This is a genomic window from Fannyhessea vaginae DSM 15829 (genome assembly GCF_000159235.2).
Lineage (GTDB): Bacteria > Actinomycetota > Coriobacteriia > Coriobacteriales > Atopobiaceae > Fannyhessea > Fannyhessea vaginae.
Genome location: NZ_ACGK02000001.1, coordinates 286,592 through 307,680, shown reverse-complemented (window position 1 = coordinate 307,680; position 21,089 = coordinate 286,592). Strand labels below are relative to the sequence as shown.

17 protein-coding genes and 1 tRNA gene are annotated in these 21,089 nt (G+C 45.5%); all 18 read right to left on the bottom strand.

The window, feature by feature from the left end; translation table 11 throughout:
• Positions 1-84 precede the first annotated feature (84 nt).
• The 18 genes from sstT to tuf all read right to left on the bottom strand — a co-directional run bounded on the left by sstT (position 85) and on the right by tuf (position 21,057).
• Entirely contained in the window at positions 85-1,341 is a 1,257-nt protein-coding gene (gene sstT, locus HMPREF0091_RS01285; protein WP_006302366.1) for a serine/threonine transporter SstT, read from the bottom strand.
• 332 nt (positions 1,342-1,673) lie between these two features.
• A complete protein-coding gene (gene rpsJ / locus HMPREF0091_RS01280) occupies positions 1,674-1,982 on the bottom strand; it encodes a 30S ribosomal protein S10 (protein ID WP_006302365.1) in 309 nt (102 codons plus the stop codon).
• Between the two features lie 50 nt (positions 1,983-2,032).
• The gene (fusA, locus tag HMPREF0091_RS01275; RefSeq protein ID WP_006302364.1) at positions 2,033-4,129 is read right to left on the bottom strand and encodes an elongation factor G; all 2,097 of its coding nucleotides are present in this window, start codon (positions 4,127-4,129) and stop codon (positions 2,033-2,035) included.
• 34 nt (positions 4,130-4,163) lie between these two features.
• Positions 4,164-4,634, bottom strand: coding sequence for a 30S ribosomal protein S7 (gene rpsG, locus HMPREF0091_RS01270; protein WP_006302363.1), 471 nt, complete (start codon positions 4,632-4,634; stop codon positions 4,164-4,166).
• A 70-nt stretch (positions 4,635-4,704) separates the two neighbouring features.
• Positions 4,705-5,079 carry a 30S ribosomal protein S12 gene (rpsL, locus tag HMPREF0091_RS01265; protein WP_006302362.1) on the bottom strand — a complete coding sequence of 125 codons (375 nt, stop codon included), beginning with the start codon at positions 5,077-5,079 and terminating at the stop codon, positions 4,705-4,707.
• Positions 5,080-5,385: 306 nt separating this feature from the next.
• Positions 5,386-5,721, bottom strand: coding sequence for a cupin domain-containing protein (locus tag HMPREF0091_RS01260; protein WP_006302361.1), 336 nt, complete (start codon positions 5,719-5,721; stop codon positions 5,386-5,388).
• A 127-nt stretch (positions 5,722-5,848) separates the two neighbouring features.
• Positions 5,849-6,640 (bottom strand): class I SAM-dependent methyltransferase, encoded by a 792-nt coding sequence (locus tag HMPREF0091_RS01255; protein WP_006302360.1) that lies wholly within the window; start codon positions 6,638-6,640, stop codon positions 5,849-5,851.
• A gap of 381 nt (positions 6,641-7,021) precedes the next feature.
• Positions 7,022-11,479, bottom strand: coding sequence for a DNA-directed RNA polymerase subunit beta' (locus HMPREF0091_RS01250; RefSeq protein ID WP_006302358.1), 4,458 nt, complete (start codon positions 11,477-11,479; stop codon positions 7,022-7,024).
• 5 nt (positions 11,480-11,484) lie between these two features.
• Positions 11,485-15,012, bottom strand: coding sequence for a DNA-directed RNA polymerase subunit beta (gene rpoB / locus HMPREF0091_RS01245; RefSeq protein ID WP_006302357.1), 3,528 nt, complete (start codon positions 15,010-15,012; stop codon positions 11,485-11,487).
• Positions 15,013-15,323: 311 nt separating this feature from the next.
• Positions 15,324-15,701, bottom strand: coding sequence for a 50S ribosomal protein L7/L12 (gene rplL, locus HMPREF0091_RS01240; protein ID WP_006302356.1), 378 nt, complete (start codon positions 15,699-15,701; stop codon positions 15,324-15,326).
• An 82-nt stretch (positions 15,702-15,783) separates the two neighbouring features.
• Positions 15,784-16,302, bottom strand: a complete 519-nt coding sequence (gene rplJ, locus HMPREF0091_RS01235) for a 50S ribosomal protein L10 (protein WP_006302355.1) — start codon at positions 16,300-16,302, stop codon at positions 15,784-15,786.
• Positions 16,303-16,880: 578 nt separating this feature from the next.
• A complete protein-coding gene (gene rplA / locus HMPREF0091_RS01230) occupies positions 16,881-17,588 on the bottom strand; it encodes a 50S ribosomal protein L1 (protein ID WP_006302354.1) in 708 nt (235 codons plus the stop codon).
• A 144-nt stretch (positions 17,589-17,732) separates the two neighbouring features.
• On the bottom strand, positions 17,733-18,161 hold the full coding sequence (gene rplK / locus HMPREF0091_RS01225) for a 50S ribosomal protein L11 (RefSeq protein ID WP_081451058.1): 429 nt from the start codon (positions 18,159-18,161) through the stop codon (positions 17,733-17,735).
• Between the two features lie 195 nt (positions 18,162-18,356).
• Entirely contained in the window at positions 18,357-18,902 is a 546-nt protein-coding gene (gene nusG / locus HMPREF0091_RS01220; RefSeq protein ID WP_006302350.1) for a transcription termination/antitermination protein NusG, read from the bottom strand.
• 2 nt (positions 18,903-18,904) lie between these two features.
• Positions 18,905-19,270, bottom strand: a complete 366-nt coding sequence (gene secE, locus HMPREF0091_RS01215) for a preprotein translocase subunit SecE (RefSeq protein WP_006302348.1) — start codon at positions 19,268-19,270, stop codon at positions 18,905-18,907.
• A gap of 77 nt (positions 19,271-19,347) precedes the next feature.
• Positions 19,348-19,423: transfer RNA gene (locus HMPREF0091_RS01210), tRNA-Trp, on the bottom strand.
• Positions 19,424-19,438: 15 nt separating this feature from the next.
• Positions 19,439-19,588 (bottom strand): 50S ribosomal protein L33, encoded by a 150-nt coding sequence (rpmG, locus tag HMPREF0091_RS06155; RefSeq protein WP_006302346.1) that lies wholly within the window; start codon positions 19,586-19,588, stop codon positions 19,439-19,441.
• Between the two features lie 263 nt (positions 19,589-19,851).
• Entirely contained in the window at positions 19,852-21,057 is a 1,206-nt protein-coding gene (gene tuf / locus HMPREF0091_RS01205; RefSeq protein ID WP_006302344.1) for an elongation factor Tu, read from the bottom strand.
• Positions 21,058-21,089: the final 32 nt, after the last annotated feature.

Here is a 21,089-nt window from a genome sequence, read left to right as displayed (position 1 = left end):
CGCACTATTAAACGTGCACAATTTTAACACATTATAAAGCACATAGCATAAATTAACTTTAATGAAATCAACAGCGCAACAAGATTATTTTTTAAGTTGAACACGCTCGTGATCTTTACCCATAACAAAGCTCAAACCAGCACGTGACCACATGCGATACTCGCCCACCGCAGTAAAGAGAACATCGGTAGAAGAATTAAGTGCTGTTTCGCACGAATCCTGAATAACACCAATAATTAAACCAATAGCAACTACCTGCATAGCAATATCGTTTGATATACCAAACGAAGAGCATGCCAGAGGTATAAGCAAAAGCGAACCCCCTGCAACGCCAGATGCGCCAGCAGCACTTACCGCTGAAAGTGCAGAAAGTATAACCGCTGTTGGAATGTCTACGTAAATACCAAGCGTATGTGCTGCACACAACGCCATAATAGAAATAGTAACAGCAGCTCCTCCCATGTTAATGGTGGAACCTAAAGGTATAGAAACAGAGTAATTATCGGGGTCAAAGCCAAGCTTTTCGCACAGATTCATATTTACGGGAATATTAGCAGCAGAAGAACGCATAAAGAACGCCGTAACGCCCGAATCGCGCAAGGTGCGCAATACAAGTGGATAGGGATTTTTGCGTGTAAGGGCAAAAACAAGCAGAGGGTTCACTACTAAAGCAGTTACAGCCATGGTACAAACAAGAAGCGTAATAACAGCGCCGTATTCATGGAATATGCGAAGGCCATTACTAGCAACTGTTGTATAAACAAGTCCCATAATACCAAACGGAGCAACATTAATAATCCAATGAACTATTTTTCCAATAGCAGAGGAAACATTATCAAAGAATGCTTTAGTAGAAGGCTCAGCCAAACGAAGCGCAACTCCAAATGCAATTGCCCAAAAGAGGATACCAATAAAGTTCCCCTTGACTAAAGCATCGACAGGGTTAACCACAATATTTAGCACGAGCGAATTAAGAACTTCTCCAATACCTTCGGGCGATGGTGAAGACGCGGCCTCAACGTGCGCAAAGGTGAAATCAACAGGGAAAAGCATGGCTGCACATACCGCTATAAGGCCGGCACTAAAGGTAGATAGAGCATAGAGTCCAATAATAACCTTCATGTTACCTGCACTTTTTGCTTGCGCGAGCGCACCGATAACAAGGAAAAACACCAGAATTGGAGCCACGGATTTAAGGGCGTTGACAAAAAGTTTGCCCATAAGATCAAGTACATAAACATGAGCTGGTACAAAAATACCAAGCAACGTTCCCAGAAAAAGACCCAGAACAATACGCAAAATTAGGTCGATACTGTTCCACTTTTGGACAATTCTATGCATGTGAGCCTCCTTAGATAATTATGCAGAATATCTTATACTGATTGTTTTGTATTCACTCTTACAAGAATTTCTACGTGTTTTACAAATTATATAAGTTCTTGAGTTTGAGAGGTTCGACAAGCTTATTTTAGAAAAAAAGTTAACAGAATAGAAAAATACAAAATGCAAGCCTAAACAAAGAGCGCAGCAAAAGCCGCAAGGTAACAAAAGTAAAAGAAGGCGGACAAAGTCATGCGCCCTAAAGCCACAAGGCACAAGAAACAAAAAAACCGAGCTCGGATGAGCTCGGTTTATACACGTGCATATAACGCGTTACTTAAAACGCACAGCGCTTAAAGCTTAATATCAATATCAACACCAGCAGGAAGATCCATACGCATAAGGGAATCTACCGTAGATGAGCTGGGGTCAAGAATATCAATTAAACGTTTGTGAGTACGCATCTCAAACTCTTCACGAGAGTCTTTATCCTTGTGAGGTGAGCGGATAACAGTATAAAGTTTGCGCTCGGTTGGTAAAGGAATAGGACCTGAAACACGTGCACCCGTTTTTTGTGCGGTGTCTACAATAAGCTTTGAGGACTGATCAACTACCTCGTGATCATAGCCCTTGAGGCGAATTCTGATCTTCTGACTTGACACTTCAATACCTCCATTAATGATAGCTCACACGCTATCTTAGGCTACGAATACTAATTTGCGCTTCCGCCGGCTTTGCTAACAATTTGCTCACGGATGCTCTTGGGAACTGCTTCATATGAATCGAACTGCATCGTATAAGAAGCACGACCCTGAGTTTGAGAACGAAGATCGGTTGCATAACCAAACATCTCACCTAAAGGCACCTTTGCACGAATAAGCTTGGTGTTTGCGCGGTCTTCCATACCTTCAATCTTTCCACGACGACCAGTAAGGTTACCCATAACATCGCCCATGTACTGCTCTGGTGTTTCGACCACAACAGACTCAATAGGCTCAAGCAAAACAGGATCGGACTGCTGCAATGCAGCTTTAATTGCCATAGAACCTGCAATCTTAAAGGCAGCCTCAGAAGAGTCTACTTCGTGGTAAGAACCTTCAACAAGGGTAACTTTAAGGTCTTGAACAGGGTAACCTGCAATAACGCCCGACGTAAGAGCCTCTTGAATACCCTTATCAACAGATGGAATGTACTCTTTAGGAATACAACCTCCAACCGTTGCGTCTACAAACTCATAACCAAATCCTGGCTCTTTAGGCTCAACATCAATAATTGCGTCACCATATTGACCACGACCACCAGACTGGCGAACAAACTTACCCTGAACATGTTTAACTTCGTGTCCTGCGGTTTCGCGATAAGCAACCTGAGGTTTACCAACGTTACAATCTACGTGGAACTCACGGCGCAGACGGTCGACAATAATTTCAAGGTGGAGCTCACCCATACCAGCAATAATGGTTTGACCAGTTTCGTGATCGGTGTGAACCTGGAAGGTTGGGTCTTCTTCGGCAAGTTTTGCCAAACCAACGCTCATCTTGTCTTGCTCGGCCTTTGATTTAGGCTCTACGGCAACGTCGATAACAGGATCTGCAAAGTCGATTGACTCAAGCACGATTGCGTTTTTCTCGTCGCAAAGCGTATCACCAGTTTGAGTATTTTTAAGACCAACGCATGCAACAATGTCACCTGCAGAACACTCGTCACGATCAACACGATCGTTAGCGTTCATTTCCAAAATACGACCAAGGCGCTCGCGGTTATCCTTTACGGAGTTATAAACATAGCTACCCGATTCGGCCTGACCAGAATACACGCGGATATACGTTAACTTACCAACAAAGGGGTCGGTCATAATCTTAAATGCAAGGGCGCTGAAAGGCTCTTTAGGATCGGCATGACGAACACAGTCGTTACCTTTAAGGTCTTTACCGTCGATTTCTTTAACGTCCAAAGGTGAAGGCAGATAATCAACAACTGCATCCAAAAGCTCTTGAATACCCTTGTTTTTGTATGCAGAACCAACAAATACAGGGTTAAGCTCGCCAGAAAGAACGCCTTTACGGATAGCAGCCTTTAACATGTCTACATCGATGTCTGCTTCCTCAAGAACAGCTTCCATAAGCTCATCAGAGAAGTTTGCAGCAGCATCCAAAAGCATGTCGCGGCGCTCTTGAGCAACCTCTTTGAATTCGTCGGGGATTGCATCCATAACCTCAGGATAAATCATTCCCTTAGCGTCTTCCTTAAAGTCCCATGCTTGCATGGTAACGAGGTCGATAAGACCCCAGAAGTTAGACTCGGCACCCATAGGAATTTGTGCGGCTACTGCATTTGCAGCCAAACGATCTTTCATGGTTTCAATTGCATGGAAGAAGTCAGCACCAACACGGTCATATTTGTTAATAAATGCAATACAAGGAACACCGTAGTTAGCAGCTTGACGCCATACGGTTTCGGATTGCGGTTGAACACCTGCTACAGCGTCGAAAACTGCAACAGCACCGTCCAGAACACGCAAGCAACGCTCTACCTCGGCGGTAAAGTCTACGTGACCTGGGGTGTCGATAATTTGAATAACGTGATCTTTCCAAAAACAGGTAGTTGCAGCAGAGGTAATGGTTACACCACGCTCTTGCTCTTGAACCATCCAGTCCATGGTTGCTGCACCATCGTGTACCTCACCAATTTTGTGAGTTTTACCTGTGTAATAAAGAATACGCTCGGTTGTGGTGGTCTTACCAGCATCGATATGCGCCATGATACCAATGTTACGAAGATCTTCGAGCTTATACTTAACTTTTGCCATCTATGTGCTACTTTCTCAAGACTTGAACAATAATCTAGAAACGATAGTGCGAGAAGGCACGGTTTGCTTCTGCCATCTTGAAGAGGTCTTCACGCTTTTTAACGGAAGCACCTACACCATTGGCAGCATCCATGATTTCGTGAGCAAGACGCTCGGCCATGGTTTTTTCTTTACGTGCGCGTGAAAAAGTTACAAACCAACGAATAGCAAGCGTGGTAGCACGACGTGAATTAACTTCCATAGGAACTTGGTAGGTAGCACCACCAACACGCTTAGGTTTAACTTCCAAAGTTGGACGTACATTATCCATAGCTTTTTTGAATACGGCAAGAGCATCTTGTTCGGTAGTTTGTTTAACCAAATCAAATGCACCGTAAACAATGCGCTCGGCGGTTGATTTTTTACCGTTGAGCAAAACTTTATTGATCAATTGCGTAACAAGACGATTGTTGTAAACAGCGTCCGGCATTACTTCTCTGCGGACGGCAGCTGAACGACGCGGCATAATTTTCTCCTTTAACCTTACAATACAGCGATTGTAAGTTTGAACGAACTAATACAAGAGCAGCTAAAACTTATTCCTTAGGACGCTTTGCGCCATAACGGGAACGAGCTTTTTTACGATCTTGAACTGCCGCGCAGTCGTATGCGCCGCGTACGATCTTATAACGTACACCAGGAAGGTCACGAACACGACCACCACGAATAAGAACAATTGAGTGCTCTTGGAGGTTGTGACCCTCGCCCGGAATGTATGCCGTAACTTCGATACCGTTTACCAAACGTACACGAGCTACTTTACGAAGTGCCGAGTTAGGTTTTTTAGGGGTAGTTGTGAAAACACGTGTGCATACTCCACGTTTTTGTGGATTGTGCTGAAGGGCTGCGTTTTTGGATTTAGCCTTTTGAGAAACGCGTCCTTGACGAACGAGCTGGTTGATTGTAGGCAAAGCTCTTCTCCTTACTTAGAACATACAGAAATAACGGCGCGCGAGCACCTATGTATCAAAAGACTGTGCAGCACCACCGTCTTTGATTGTTGAATTACATATGACAAGGGCAAATCTTGGGAACAACAAGCGGTTGTTCAAAACTGTAGTACAAGGCATATAAAACCTTGTGCGAGACAGCATTTACCCACGAAGTTCATAAGCGAAAGAATTTTACGCCCAATATGCACAGTTGTCAAAAGTCCGCGCACTCGGGCGTATCTATACTTCACAATTTTTATACACATTGTATACGCAAGCGCGCCTTTATTTTGCACTGAACATAACCAACTGCACGCGACTATCTTCGCACGCAGAAAGCGCATGTGGTTCGTTAGGTGCAAGATATATAAAATCGCCTGCAACCATATGATGTACGGCTTGTCCTACCGTAAAGTTAAGAGCTCCCGATATAAGCGTTACGATTACCGCCTTAGGCGATGTGTGCTCCGATATTTCTTGTCCTTTTGCAACCGAAAAGACACTTACCTGCATATTTTTTGTTTCAAATGGAACTTTTGACACAATTCCCTCGCGCGTGATTGGCAAATTCTGTACAATTCCCAAGAACGCACGTGATGTTTGTTCGTCTTGTATTGGCATGTTTTCTCCTTCTTTTGTCAGGCGTGTGGTTACTTTGCACGTGTGCCGCCACGCAGCACGTGTTGCCACTTTGTTTGCGTATGCCGCGCGCTAGCTCTTTATTTGCGTTGGACACGTGTTCATGCTGTTACTTTGCGTGCGAAACCATAGCAATTCCGCACATATGATCAGCATGGCGCTTAAACGTTGAGCGCATTTCTAAAACGCGCTGTTTAGCACCTGGAATAGTGAGCACGTTTTTTATGATTTTTATAACGCCGCATAAGCCTTCGTCCGCAAGATTGCGTCTAGGATTAAGCAACGCCATAGGAGCGGTTTTTGACCACGTAAGTTCAAATCCTGCTTCTTGGAGATAATCGCCCCATTCACGTTGGGTTATAGGCTTAACGTTTACGCGAATTGCACGAGATAAATCGTGCTGAATGTCCGCTTCGTCGTCGGCAGAAATGGTGTTAGGCGTAATGCCTAGTTCGTGGCTTACAAAGGTTCCGCCTGGCTTTAAAATACGATGAATTTCACGAAGAATTGCGCGTTTGTTCTCGGGTGTTTGCATGGTGAGCATAGCTTCGCACACAACTACATCAGCATAATTATCGGGGAGTTTGGTATCTTGAGCCATGCCTTGCTTGCATGTTCCCTTATCTTTAACCAAAGCCGATACAAGTTTAACCGAATCGGCGTTAGCGTCGATACCAGTATAGGACAAGGGCGTGCGCGCGAGAATTTCCTGGGCTGTTCTACCAATACCTGGGGCAAGCTCAACAACAACTTTGTTGGCAAGCTGGGCCTCATTAAGCATTGCTTGAGTAAGTTTAAGTCCGCCAGGACGCAAAACGCGCTTGCCCAAACGAGCCAAAAGCCAATGTCCGGGCACGGTTGCGATGTTTTTGTTTTCAAACATGTATGAGTTGTGTTTCATATATGATTCACCTCCAAAAGACAGGCATACTGTCAAAGTACATGCTGTCTGCGAAATATTGTTAGCTTTGGTTAATCATACCCGATTGTATGAGACATAAACACGAAACATCAATTTTGAACGCGCGGCGCGAGACGCAACAGAAGGCGTTAATATTTGAGCACTTACAACGAGCAGACCAGAAGAGCAAACGCACGGCGCGTAAAGCTCGCTACGAGGAACAACTCAGAGCACGCGCCCATGCTCAACACAAACGTACGCTCTCCAAACAAAAAAACAGCCGACATATGTCGGCTGTTTTTAAGCTCATATCAAAACTCAAACAAGACTCTCTACTTGCACATCAACGCCGTAACAAGAACGAACGCTCAATACGCAAACTTACTCGTCTTGTTTATCACTATCCGCGCTGTCTTGCTTCATAACGCTTGAAAGCAAGTCGCCTAAGGAATCAAGATCCTCGTTGATAATATCGCTATCTTCGCTGTTATCGTGCTCATCGGAATCTGCACCACCAATAAACTCATCTTCAGTAAAGTGATGCGTTGCAGGAGCAGCAGTTCCAAGCATAATGTCGTTATCAGGATCGGGCGAGAATACCATGTTCAACAGCTGCGAAAGATCTTCGCTGTCGGCTTCGTCTTCATCGGGCTCCAAGATATATAGCAAGTTACGCGCCTCAAGACCCTCGCGAAGTTCTTCAATTGCCTTCGCGCCAATACCATCAATACGCAGCAGCTCATCCTCAGTCTTACCAATAAGATCGCCCACAGTTTCTATACCAACTTCGCTGAATTTATTTGTCCAGCGTTGTGACACACCAAGGTCGTCAAACAGATAGAGCTTAGCGTCCTCGGTAGAAAGCGAACGTCCGTTCTTAGAGTAAACACCATTGTTGGAGTAGTCCTCACCAATCCAGTCAAGCTGCTTGGGGAGCTGCTCTTCAATATCTTTAAGCTCATCAGGTGCCCAATCGGGGAGCGCCTTTGCATTAGGAGAGGTAGGCCCATCGATAGCTTGACCCTTATACGTAAGCTGAACATCATCATACGCTTTAAGTCCAGTACCTGCAGGAATCTTCTTACCAGCAATTACGTTAGACTTAAGGTCAAGTAAGTGGTCGGTTTCGCCCTTAATAGCAGACTCGGTTAAGACACCTGCTGTACGGATAAACGATGCGCTTGACAGCCACGAATCAATTGAGGACGCAACTTTAAGCGTACCCAAAATAACCGCTTCTGCCTCGGGAACTTTACCACCTGCGGCGCTAATGTTTGCAACCGTATTGGCAAATACGTATCTATCAACATACTGGCCAAGCAGGTATTGCGAATCGCCCGGATTGGTAATTTGAACACGGCGCAACATCTGACGTGCAATAACTTCGATGTGTTTGTCGTTAAGGTCTACACCTTGTGAGGTATAAACGTCTTTAACCGACTTAACAAAGGTGTGCATGGTTTCTTCGATACCAGTTAAGCTGCGTAAAACTCTAAAGTTAACAAAGCCGCGGGTAATCTGATCGCCAGGCTCAACTTCGCAACCATCTTCGATACCAGGCATAAAGCGAACAGAGGCAGGAACACGCCACTGCGCAAGAATGCGGCTTTCGTCGTCTTTATCGGTAATGCTAATTTGGTACTCGGTTTGCTCAGGTGTAATGTGCAAAATACCGCTGAACGCAGCAAGATCGGCTTCGCGTCCCAAAATCTTTTCGTTAACGTTTCCAACAACGTCGAACATACGAGCAACCGTAGGCAAACCTTGCGTAATATCCTCGGCACCTGCAACACCACCAGAGTGAATGGTGCGCATCGTAAGCTGGGTACCAGGCTCACCAATGGACTGAGCAGCAATAATACCAACTGAAGTTCCAATGTTTACGGGACGGCGCGTAGACAAGTCCCAACCATAGCACTTTTGACAAACACCATAACGAGACTTACAGGTAAGCAGCGCACGAAGCACAACGCTTTTAAGACCAGCGTCAACAAGCTTTTGCAAGTCTTGCTTTGAAGAGATGTAAGAGTCTTTGGCAAACAAAACTTCGCCCGTGTTAGGATCACAAATGTCTTGCAAAACGCAACGACCCACCAGATCCATATCAACATCGTTTTCGCCCGGCTTAATAAGCTTGTAGGTTACGCCGTCTACGGTTTCGCAGTCTTCTTCGCGAACAATAACGTCTTGCGCAACGTCTACCAGCCTACGTGTTAAGTAACCAGAGTCAGAGGTGTGCGATGCCGTATCTACCAAACCTTTACGTGCGCCATAGGTAGAAATGAAGTACTCAAGCGGCTCCAGACCCTCGCGGAAGTTTGCTTTAATAGGCAAGTCGATGGTATCACCAGACATATCGGCCATCAAACCACGCATACCAGCAAGCTGACGAAGCTGTGTTTTAGAACCACGAGCTCCCGAATCTGCCATCATGTAAATGGGGTTGTCTTCGCTAAAGCCCTCGAGCATCTCAGAACCCAAGTGCTCGGTGCAATCGGTCCATACGTTAATTACTTCGCTGTGGCGCTCTTTTTCTGACAAGAAGCCGTCTTCGTAGTACTCGTTAATTTGGTCTACTTTACCTTGTGCTTCTTCCAAAAGCTGAGGTTTATCATCTGGAATAATAGCGTCCCAAACAGAAACAGTTAAGCCTGCCTGAGTTGCATAATGGAAGCCCACGTGCTTAATGGCGTCCAAAATGGGCTCTACGCGAGAAAGCGTATAACGGTCGCAGCAATCGTTAACTAAAGTAGCAATGTCGCCTTTAGCCATCTTAAAGTTCATATAAGGATAGTCGTCGGGCAGGCATTGACGATTAACAATAATGCGTCCGATTGTTGTTTCAAAACGAACAGGATCGCCGCTTAAATCGATTTCTTCAAGCTTGCCACGAGCAGAATACGTGCGGAAATAAGGCTTTCCATCAACGGTTGCATTTGCGTCTGCTGCGGTAAGGCGTACAAAAATGCGTGCTTGAATATCGATACCAGTAAGAGCGTTATAAGACGCCAACGCATCATCAAAATCAGAGAATACGCGCTTTTCACCAGCAAGGCCATCTTTTTGCGTAGTAAGGAAGTACACACCAAAGACCATGTCTTGCGATGGAATATTTAACACTTTACCCGATGCAGGTGAGCGCAAGTTATTGCTTGAAAGCATAAGAACGCGCGCCTCGGTTTGTGCCTGCGTAGAAAGCGGCACGTGAACCGACATTTGGTCACCGTCGAAGTCTGCGTTAAACGGAGCACACGCCAATGGATGTAAGTGGATGGCTTTACCTTCTACCAAAACGGGCTCAAATGCCTGAATTGACAGACGGTGAAGCGTTGGAGCACGGTTAAGCAGTACCAAACGACCGCGAATAACCTCGTCCAAAATATCCCAAACCATAGCAGAGCCACGGTCGATAGCGCGCTTTGCACCCTTAATATTTTCGGCTTTGTTAAGTTCTACCAAACGGCGCATAACAAAGGGCTTAAAGAGCTCAAGAGCCATAACTGAAGGCAAACCGCATTGGTGAAGCTTAAGACGTGGGTCAACAACGATAACCGAACGACCAGAATAGTCTACGCGCTTACCAAGCAAGTTTTGACGGAAACGACCTTGTTTACCTTTAAGCGACTCTGCCAAAGACTTTAAGGGGCGGCCGCCACGACCAGTTACAGGACGTCCACGACGACCGTTATCAAACAGTGCGTCTACCGACTCTTGGAGCATACGTTTTTCGTTATTTACAATAATTGCAGGCGCATCAAGGTTAAGCAAACGCTTTAAGCGGTTGTTGCGGTTGATGACACGACGATACAAATCGTTTAAGTCAGACGCTGCAAAACGACCACCGTCGAGCTGTACCATAGGACGCAAATCAGGTGGAATAACAGGGATAACGTCGAGGATCATGTTGGCAGGGTCATTGTTACCCTTCAAAAATGCGTCAACAATTTCCAAACGCTTGACCGCACGCTCACGACGTTGCTTTTGAGAATCGTCAGAAGCAATGATCTTACGTAATTCGGTTGCTTCTTTTTCCAGATCAACGCTGTGCAACAGGTCACGGATAGCACCTGCACCCATGTCGCCCTTAAAGTACATCTTGTAGTAACGACGCATTTCACTGAACAGCGACTCATCAGAAATAAGCTCACGGCACTCAAGCTGCATAAACTTGGTAAACGCCTCTTTGCGCAAGCGTTTTTCGTCTGCGTACTCTTCGCGAAGATCAACAATACCGCGTTCAATTTCTTCGGCAGAAAGCGGCTCTAAATCGCTAAACTCTGGATCATCGTCTGATGACTCGCCTTGCGCACGCAAACGTGCAATTTCGTCTTCACACTCTGCATCAAGTTCTTCAAGGTCGGCTTGAAGCTCTTCTTTAAGGTCTTGAGCATCTTGTTCGCGTGCTTCGGTGTCAACTTCGGTAATAACGTAGGACGCAAAGTAAAGAATTTTCTCAAGGTCTTTGCTCTTCATGTCCAAAAGGCGGGCAAGAGGAAACGTTGCTGGGCTCTTAAAGTACCAAATGTGCGAAACAGGAGCAGCCAGTTCGATATGACCCATGCGATCACGACGAACCTTTGCGCTGGTAATTTCTACACCACAACGCTCACAAACAATGCCTCTAAAGCGAATACCTTTATATTTACCGCAGGCACATTCCCAGTCTTTTACAGGACCAAAAATCTTTTCGCAGAAAAGTCCGTCCTTTTCAGGCTTAAGCGTGCGGTAGTTGATTGTTTCGTCTTTCTTGACTTCACCACATGACCAACCGCGAATGTCATCCGCGCTGGCAAGGGAAATCTTGATAGCATCGAAATCTGTGGAATCAAAGTCTGCCACGTTCGCTACTCCTTATCCTTGAGCGTGCCGCCAATAAGAACCTCATCGGAATGATGAGACATAATTGTTGATCCGCCAATTAAATCATCAGCAGAATCGGCATGTGCAAATACATCGACCGCCTCGGGTTTGTCTTCTTGCTCCACAGGCTTGGCCGGAACATTTTCTTTATAAACAATAGGTTCAATGTTAAGTGCAAGAGAACGAATCTCTTTTACCAAAACCTTAAACGACTCGGGGATACCCGGACGAGGTGCGTTTTCGCCCTTAACGATAGACTCATACGTCTTAACACGGCCGTTGGTATCGTCTGATTTAACGGTCATAAGCTCGTGCAATACATTGGATGCGCCGTATGCATACAAAGCCCAAACTTCCATCTCACCAAAACGCTGACCACCAAATTGAGCTTTACCACCCAAAGGTTGCTGCGTAACAAGAGAGTAAGGACCAGTTGAACGAGCGTGAATTTTATCGTCTACCATGTGGCCAAGCTTTAAGATGTAAGAAGTTCCAACGGTAATGGGGCTCTTAAATGCTTCACCAGTTCGGCCATCATAAAGCGTAGTTTTACCCTGTTCGTTAAGCTGAGGAACAAATGCTTTGTTCATACGCTTGCCGTAGGTGCGCATAGCTTTGTTAATCATGTTGATGTTGGTGCGACGAATTGCGTCGGCAACTTCTACATCGGTTGCACCGTCGAAGATAGGCGTTGAAACAAACATAGGTCCTTCTACAACCTTGTCTGAGTCCTCGCTGTCTACGTCGTAACCATGGCTTGCAGCCCAACCTAAGTGGCACTCAAGCAGCTGACCAACATTCATACGAGAAGGTACGCCCAACGGGTCTAATAACACGTCAATAGGAGTACCGTCTGCCATATACGGCATGTCTTCAACAGGTAAGACGTTACAAATAACACCCTTGTTACCGTGACGACCAGAAATCTTATCGCCTTGTTGAATTTTTCTACGTTGGGCAACAAATACGCGAATAAGCTCTTTAACTCCTGGAGGAAGCTCGTTTTCTTTAGATTTATCTTCGGGGCGAACAAAGCGAACAACATCCACAACGCGGCCGTATGCACCGTGTGGCATTCTAAGCGAGGTATCGCGAACATCTTGTGCACGGTTACCAAAGATTGCAGCAATAAGACGTTGTTCTGGAGTTGGAGCAGGCTCACCTTTAGGAGTAACCTTACCTACCAAAATATCGCCAGGGCCAACTTCGGCACCAATGCGAACAATACCGTCTTCGTCCAAATTGGCAAGTGCTTCTTCGGATTGGTTAGGAATTTCGCGAGTAATTTCCTCGGCATGTTTTGCAGAAATATCGCGCGCGTCAACTTCGTGACGAGAGATATTAACAGAGGTTAGCAGGTCGTCTTGAACAAGGCGCTCAGAAACAACGATACCGTCCTCGTAGTTGTAACCTTCCCAAGGCATGTAGGCAACGGTTAAGTTAACACCTAATGCAAGCTCGCCTTTATCAATGGATGTACCATCGGTAAGAGGCTGACCTTGCTCAACCTTTTGACCTACCTTTACCACAGGACGGTGGTTAATGCAGGTGCTTTGGTTAGAACGTTGGTACTTGGGGAAGTCATAGCGCTCAAAACCGTCCTCGGTTTGAACAACGGCGTGCGAAGCGTCTACCTCTACAACTTGGCCGGCATGAGTTGCCATAACCGACTCGCCAGAATCGTATGCTGCAGCGCGCTCAAGTCCAGTTCCAACATAAGGAGCATGAGGCTTAATTAAAGGTACCGCCTGACGCTGCATGTTTGCACCCATGAGCGTACGCTTTGCGTCGTCGTGCTCAAGGAACGGAATAAGGTTAGCAGCGGCTGAAAGCATCTGAGAAGGAGACACGTCCATGTAGTCTACTTCGTTAACGTCTACTTCACTTGGTGCACCAAAGGTACCGTCAAAGTTGCGTGTACGTGCAACAACAGTTTCGGGATAATAAATTTTTCCGTGAGCGTCTGTTGCAACAAAACGACCTGTCTTTGGATCTACAGGAACATCTGCAGGAACAATAACGTGATGTTCCTCTTCGTCTGCAATCATCCAATCAATTTCATCGGTAACCTTGCCGTCTACGATCTTGCGGTATGGAGCTTCGATAAATCCATACTCATTAACGTGTGCAAACAGCGCAAGAGAACCAATAAGACCAATGTTTGGACCTTCAGGCGTTTCGATAGGACACATACGTGAATAGTGAGAGTTGTGAACGTCGCGCACTGCGGTAGGAACATTAGTACGACGGCTTGAGCCAGACTTATGACCTGCCAAACCACCAGGTCCTAATGCAGAAAGACGGCGCTTGTGCGTAAGGCCAGCAAGTGGGTTTGACTGATCCATAAACTGCGACAGCTGCGAAGAACCAAAGAACTCTTTAATAGCCGCTACAATTGGGCGGATATTGATAAGAGACTGTGGCGAGATGTCATCGGGATCTTGCGTTGCCATACGCTCGCGAATAACGCGCTCCATACGGCTTAAACCAATGCGGAACTGATTTTGTACCAGCTCGCCTACTGTACGAACACGTCTGTTACCAAAGTGGTCGATATCGTCTGTCTTTTTGGTAGTATCTCCTGCATGAAGAGCGAGCAGATAACGAAGAGCAGCAACAATGTCTTCTTTGGTAAGAATCTTTACGCTTGGATCAATTTCAAGAGCAAGCTTTTTATTAACTTTATAACGACCTACGCGCGCTAAATCATAACGCTGGTTATTAAAATACAATCCTTCGATAAGCGAACGAGCAGAATCTACCGCAGGTGGCTCACCAGGGCGTTGACGACGATAAATTTCGATAAGAGCGTCCTCACGCGTGGTTGCAACATCGCGCTGAAGCGTTGCTTTAACGATCTCGGAATCGCCCAAAAGTTTGATGATTTCTTCGTCGGACTCGGCAATGCCTAACGCACGAAGCAGCAGCGTTGCATTCTGACGACGTTTGCGGTCGATGGATACAACAAGATGACCGTGCTTGTCCACTTCAAACTCAAGCCAAGCACCACGTGCAGGAATAAACTGAACATGATGTGTTTGGACTCCGTTATCCATTTCTTCTGAGAAATAAACACCAGGAGATCTAACAAGCTGAGAAACAACTACACGCTCGGTACCGTTGATTACAAAGGTACCGCGATCGGTCATGAGAGGGAAATCTCCCATAAACACGAGCTGCTCCTTCATTTCGCCCGTTTCTTTATTGATAAAGCGAACGTTTACAAGAAGAGGAGCTTGATACGAAATATCTTTAGCTCTACACTCGGCAATGGTGTGTGGTGGATCACTAAATTGATGAGCACCAAAGGTCACCTCCATTGTTTGAGTAGAGTTCTCTATAGGAGAAAATTCCATGAACGATTCAGCAAGACCATCGGTCATGAATCGTGCAAAGGACTCTTTCTGCACAGAGATTAAATTAGGAAGCTCCATAGTAGGAGCAATCTTGGAGAAGCTTACGCGGTCGCGCTGCTTCGGTCTATCACCATGGATTGATTTTAATTTAGGCACCAGGCTTTTCCTCCTTCAAAAGGGTGGGAGGCGGCAATTGTCGCAACGTAACAATTTAGCTAAGGTTATGACAGTCGTCAATATCAGACCTTGACATACTTTACGCTTAGGACTAGATTTTCGATTTCACCATGTATAAACAGGCATTTCTTAAAATCAACTCACGCGCATATATGGAGAGCATGTGAGGGGTTAGCAGAAACTGCACAGAATCTACACAGTTCAAACATATGACAAAAAGAGCTAGATCCAAGCGAATCTAGCTCTTCTTTTATGTATCACCTAAAAATTAGGCGCTTAAGAGGTGGTTGTTACTTAAGAGTAACAGAAGCACCTGCCTCTTCGAGTTGCTTTTTAGCAGCTTCAGCGTCTTCTTTCTTTGCGCCTTCAAGAAGTACCTTAGGAGCAGCCTCAACAGCGTCCTTAGCCTCTTTAAGACCAAGAGAAGTAAGAGAGCGAACAACCTTAATAACAGCAATCTTGTTAGAACCTACTGAAGTAAGCTCAACGTCAAAGTTGGTCTTCTCTTCTTCTGCAGGAGCAGCACCAGCAGCAGGAGCAGCAGCAACTGCTACAGGAGCGGCAGCGGATACGCCAAATACATCTTCAAGTTCGTGAACGAGCTCAGAAAGCTCGAGGGCTGGCATCTCTTTAAGAGCCTCAATGATTTCATCTTTAGTTACAGCCATTGTATTCTCCTTATACAATCGGGGCTTTCGCCCTTTTATTTACTAAGACGGCAAGCATAGTGCCTGACCTGTGCGCTTAAATCTAAGCAGCGTTTTTCTTTTCGGCAACTGCGTCCAAAGCAGTAACAAGTCCACGAGCAGGACCTGCACAAACAGAAGCAATGCCAGACAGAGGACTACCAAGAACGTAAACGAGTTTAGCAACAAGCTCATCACGGCTAGCAAGCTCGGCGTAAGCTTTTGCACCTTGTGCATCAAGAGCTTTACCATCGGCTAACGCGCCAATCCATTCGATCTTTTTAAGAGCTTCAGCTTGCTTTTTGATAACTTTAGCTGCATCAACAGGGTCATTTTCGTAGAACACGTATGCACATGTTCCTTCAAGACCGCTGATCTCGGGAAGATCGGCATTCTTAAGAGCAATCTTAACAATGTTGTTCTTGTAAACCTTCATGTGAGCTCCCGCTTCGCGAAGAGCACGACGAAGACCTTGTGTCTCTTTAACGGTAAGTCCGCGATAGTCAATAACAAACACACCTTTGGAGTTCTCAATTGATTGAGCAGCCTTATCGAGCATAGAAATATTAAGTTTGTTAGGCATAGATACACCTCCTTATGTTTTACTCGGGCACGAGCGCTGACGCGAGCGAGCCTTCATAAAAAAGACCCTGCTTGGCTTATGCCAAAGCGGGGTCTACAAGAAGACGATTCTTAAGACCACCTCGGCAGGCGGTTATACACCATGTGTACTCCCTTTAAGCTTCTAAAACGAAGCACCGGCTGTCTTTGGCAGCGAACGTGCTATGTGCACTTGAGCAGATTGGTATCTGCAACTTCTCTATTGTAGCTAACTTTTGGGGAAGCGCAAGGTTTGCAGGCAAAATATGTAGCAAATTGCTGCCCCTACATATGATTGCCATATATTCATCCAAGCCTTGCTATACACAGAACTCATTATTTCCTTGTGTGAATACGTTGGTACAGCTTGTATACAGGCAAAATTTCTATACTGAGCAGCCTTCGTTGTTCATGATAGATGAACCCGCAACTGTCTGAACAAAAATCGACCAATATTTTGAATGGAGTAAAGCTAAAATACCTAAGAAAAACCTCGCCCAGAACAAACTGGACGAGGAAGATTCTCGCTTTATTGCGATTGCGTTTACCACGCAAACGCGTTTATGCCTCGGTAAAGTTACGTGTTACAGAAGTATCGGCTTTAACGCCAGGACCCATTGTTGAAGAAAATACAACGGACTTCACATAACGACCTTTAGTGCTTGAAGGCTTAACGCGCAAAAGCTCGGTGAAAAGTGCACCGTAGTTCTCTGCTAAGTCGTTAAGATCAAAGGAAACTTTACCCATAGGAACGTGGCAAATACCATAACGATCAGCACGATACTCAACACGACCTGCTTTAAGCTCGCTTACCATCTTTGCAACATCCATGGTTACGGTACCAAGCTTGGGGTTTGGCATTAAACCACGAGGTCCTAAAATTCTACCAAGACGACCAACTTTACCCATAAGGTTAGGTGTTGCAATAACAGCATCAAAGTTGATAACACCTTTTTGAATGTCTTCCATCAAATCGTCGGAACCAACGATATCTGCGCCAGCTTCTTGAGCTTCGCGAGCCTTGTCGCCCTCGGCAAATACTGCTACACGAACAGTTTTACCCGTTCCGTGAGGAAGAGAAATAGAACCACGAACGTTTTGATCTGCTTTACGCGTATCAACGCCCAAGCGAATTGCAACTTCAACGGTCTCGTCGAACTTTGCAGATGAAAGCTCCTTAACAAGCTGGAGAGCTTCCTTGGGAGTGTAGAGTTTAGCTGGTTCTACTTTGACAGCAGCGTTACGATAGTTCTTTCCATGCTTTGGCATAAAAGCTACCTCCTTTAGGTAGTTGGGTGGTTATAACGGACGCCAATGTCCTCCCACATGAATACAAAAGCTCTGATGTTCCTTTTGAGTTGCAAGCAATTCTATAGACTTACAAGTGACCCAAAAGTCATCAGAAAGGTGTTACTACTCAGCGATCGTAACACCCATAGAGCGAGCGGTACCTGCAACGATCTTCTTAGCAGCCTCAATGTCGTTTGCATTAAGGTCAGGCATCTTAATTTCGGCAATTTTGGTTAATTGCTCTTGAGTAAGTTGTCCAACTTTGTCGCGTTGAGGAACGCCAGAACCGCCTTTAATACCAAGCTCCTTGATAATAAGCTTAGCTGCAGGTGGAGTTTTGCATACAAAATCAAAGCTGCGATCTTCGTAAACGGAAATCTCAACAGGGATAATGTCTCCGCCCTTGTCTGCAGTAGCTGCGTTAAATGCTTGGCAGAACTGCATAATGTTAACCTGAGCTGCACCCAATGTAGAACCAATTGGAGGTGCAGGAGTTGCTTTACCTGCAGGAATCTGCAGCTTAATAAACTTTACAACTTTCTTAGCCATAATGCTCCCTTGGTGTTGTTTGAGAATCTTATTCTCAAAGCTACCCATACTATTTCTTGCATGCTGAGAAGCATATTCTTTCGAATACAACATGCAAATCATTCATATCTTGCCTGTTTTATGAGCAGTAAACCAGACAAGAGAATGTCCAACTTGTGGCTTTATACAAGCCACGTAGAAAAGCTTAACTTCGCTTTGCTACGCAATAACTTCCACTTGATTCATGGTAAGCTCAACTGGAGTTTCGCGGCCGAAGATGGTAAGCGAAACCTTAAGCTTACCTGCCTCAACCATAACCTCGGTAATTTTGCCTTCAAACTTTTCAAGCGGACCTTGGATAACACGCACGGCCATTCCCACCTCAAAATCGGTGGTGATGCTTTGTGGCGTAACCTTTTCTTGAGAAGCGTTTGATTTTCTCATCATTTTATTAAATTCAGAACGACGAAGCGGTGCAGGCTTTCCGTCGATGCCGACAAAACCCGTTACACCATTGGTATTACGCACAACAGCCCACGAATTATCATCGACTTCCATGCGAACCAAAACGTAACCAGGGAAAACGTTGGTTTCAACGTTCTTGCGTTTTCCATCGCTTTTAACCTGTACAACTTCCTCGGTTGGAATTTTAATATCAACAATCTGATCTTCAAGACCATAAGTTTCTATACGGTGTTCAAGATCTGACTTAACCTTATTTTCGTACCCTGAATAGGTGTGAATTACATACCAATGCTTTGCCACAACTAACCTCTCAAACCTGTGAAGCTCACGAGCAGAGCTACAAACCCTGTATCTACAAGCCAAATAGCCAGCCCGCAAACAACGAGCGCACAAATAACGGCACCTGAATAATTCTTAAGCTCAGGTTTGCTTGGCCATACCACACGATGCATTTCGGTTTTAACGGCTTTAAAATAGGTTTTAATGCGTCCTCCGTTAGCCTTTTTTGCATCAGACTTGGAGTGCTTACGCGATGGCTGAAGAGAAGACTGAACCGCCTTAGTAGACGATGTTGTTGCCTCGTCACTAGCAGCATCAGCAGCCATGCGTTCACGCTCTTGCGAACGTGCTTGACGAGCACTTCTCCTTTGTCGCTCTTTTTTTGCCATCAGTTCACTCCTTTAGAGCTCTTCTAAGTATGCATGAAACCGGCTCTCTTCTAAATGAAGAAAGCCGGTGGTATTTCTGGCAGGCCAGGTAGGACTCGAACCCACAACGAACGGTTTTGGAGACCGCCGCTCTACCATTGGAGCTACTGGCCTAATTACATCCGCTAATTAGCGGGTTTCCCTATGAAGGGTGTGTTTATGACACCACGGACAATATTTCTTAAGCTCCATACGATCTGGAGTGTTGGACTTATTTTTGTCCGTAGTATAGTTGCGACGCTTGCAATCGGTGCATGCAAGAGTAACTAAAGTACGCATAAATCCTCCTGTAACTGTTGCCTTCGATAAGACAACACGATAGCTAACGCTATCATTCAACAGTTAAGACTGTCAATAATTGTTTAAGCAAATTACAGAACTTAACAAAACCACCAAATTATCAAACATCGCAGCAAGTCATCTGAGTGATTTCTTCTGTATAACTAAAACGGTAAAATAGGTCCAGCGTCCCTATGTGGAGCACCGGACCTATTGTTTGCTGTAATAAACCTTACGGAATTTAGCAAGCAAACGTGAATGTACTACTCAATAATGGTAGATACACGACCATCGCCTACGGTGTGGCCACCTTCACGAATAGCGAACTTAAGACCTTCCTCCATAGCAATGGGGTGAATAAGTTCACAAGTAACGGTTACGTGGTCGCCAGGCATAGCCATCTCTACTTTACCGCCGTTAGCATCGGTAAGAGCTTGTACGTCACCGGTTACGTCAGTGGTGCGGAAGTAGAACTGAGGACGGTATCCAGAGAAGAATGGAGTGTGACGTCCACCTTCGTCTTTAGTAAGAACATAAATCTCGCCAGTGAACTTCTTGTGAGGAGTTACTGAACCAGGTTTGCAGAGAACCTGTCCACGTTGGATGTCTTCACGTTTAATGCCACGAAGAAGAATACCTACGTTGTCTCCTGCTTCACAGAAGTCAAGAGTCTTACGGAACATTTCGATACCAGTAGCAACGGTAGATTGAGTATCTTTAATACCAACGATCTCAACGGTGTCGTTAAGCTTAAGCTCACCACGCTCAACACGACCAGTAGCAACGGTACCACGACCAGAAATGGTCATAACGTCTTCAACAGCCATCAAGAATGGTTTCTCGTTGTCACGAGCAGGTGTTGGAATGTAGGAGTCAACAGTGTGCATAAGCTCTACTACAGAGTCTACCCACTTTTGCTCGCCATTCAAAGCACCAAGAGCAGAACCACGGATGATAGGAATGTCGTCTCCAGGGAAGTCATATTCGCTCAAGAGGTCACGAGTTTCCATTTCAACGAGGTCGATAAGCTCTTCATCGTCTACCATATCGCACTTGTTAAGGAATACGATGATGTAAGGAACACCTACTTGGCGAGCAAGCAAGATGTGCTCACGAGTTTGAGCCATAGGACCATCGGTAGCAGCAATTACGAGGATTGCACCATCCATCTGAGCTGCACCAGAAATCATGTTCTTAACGTAGTCGGCGTGACCTGGGCAGTCTACGTGTGCATAGTGACGCTCCCAAGTTTCGTACTCAATGTGAGCAACGTTAATGGTAATACCACGTTGACGCTCTTCAGGAGCCTTGTCGATGTTCTCGAAAGCGGTGAAGTCTGCTTTGCAGCCCTCTTGCTCGGAGAGAACCTTAGTGATGGCTGCAGTTAAGGTAGTCTTACCATGGTCGACGTGACCAATCGTACCAATGTTAACATGCGGCTTACTACGATCAAATTTCTCTTTGGCCATTGCCGTCCTCCTCTGTGAAAAACAACCTTATC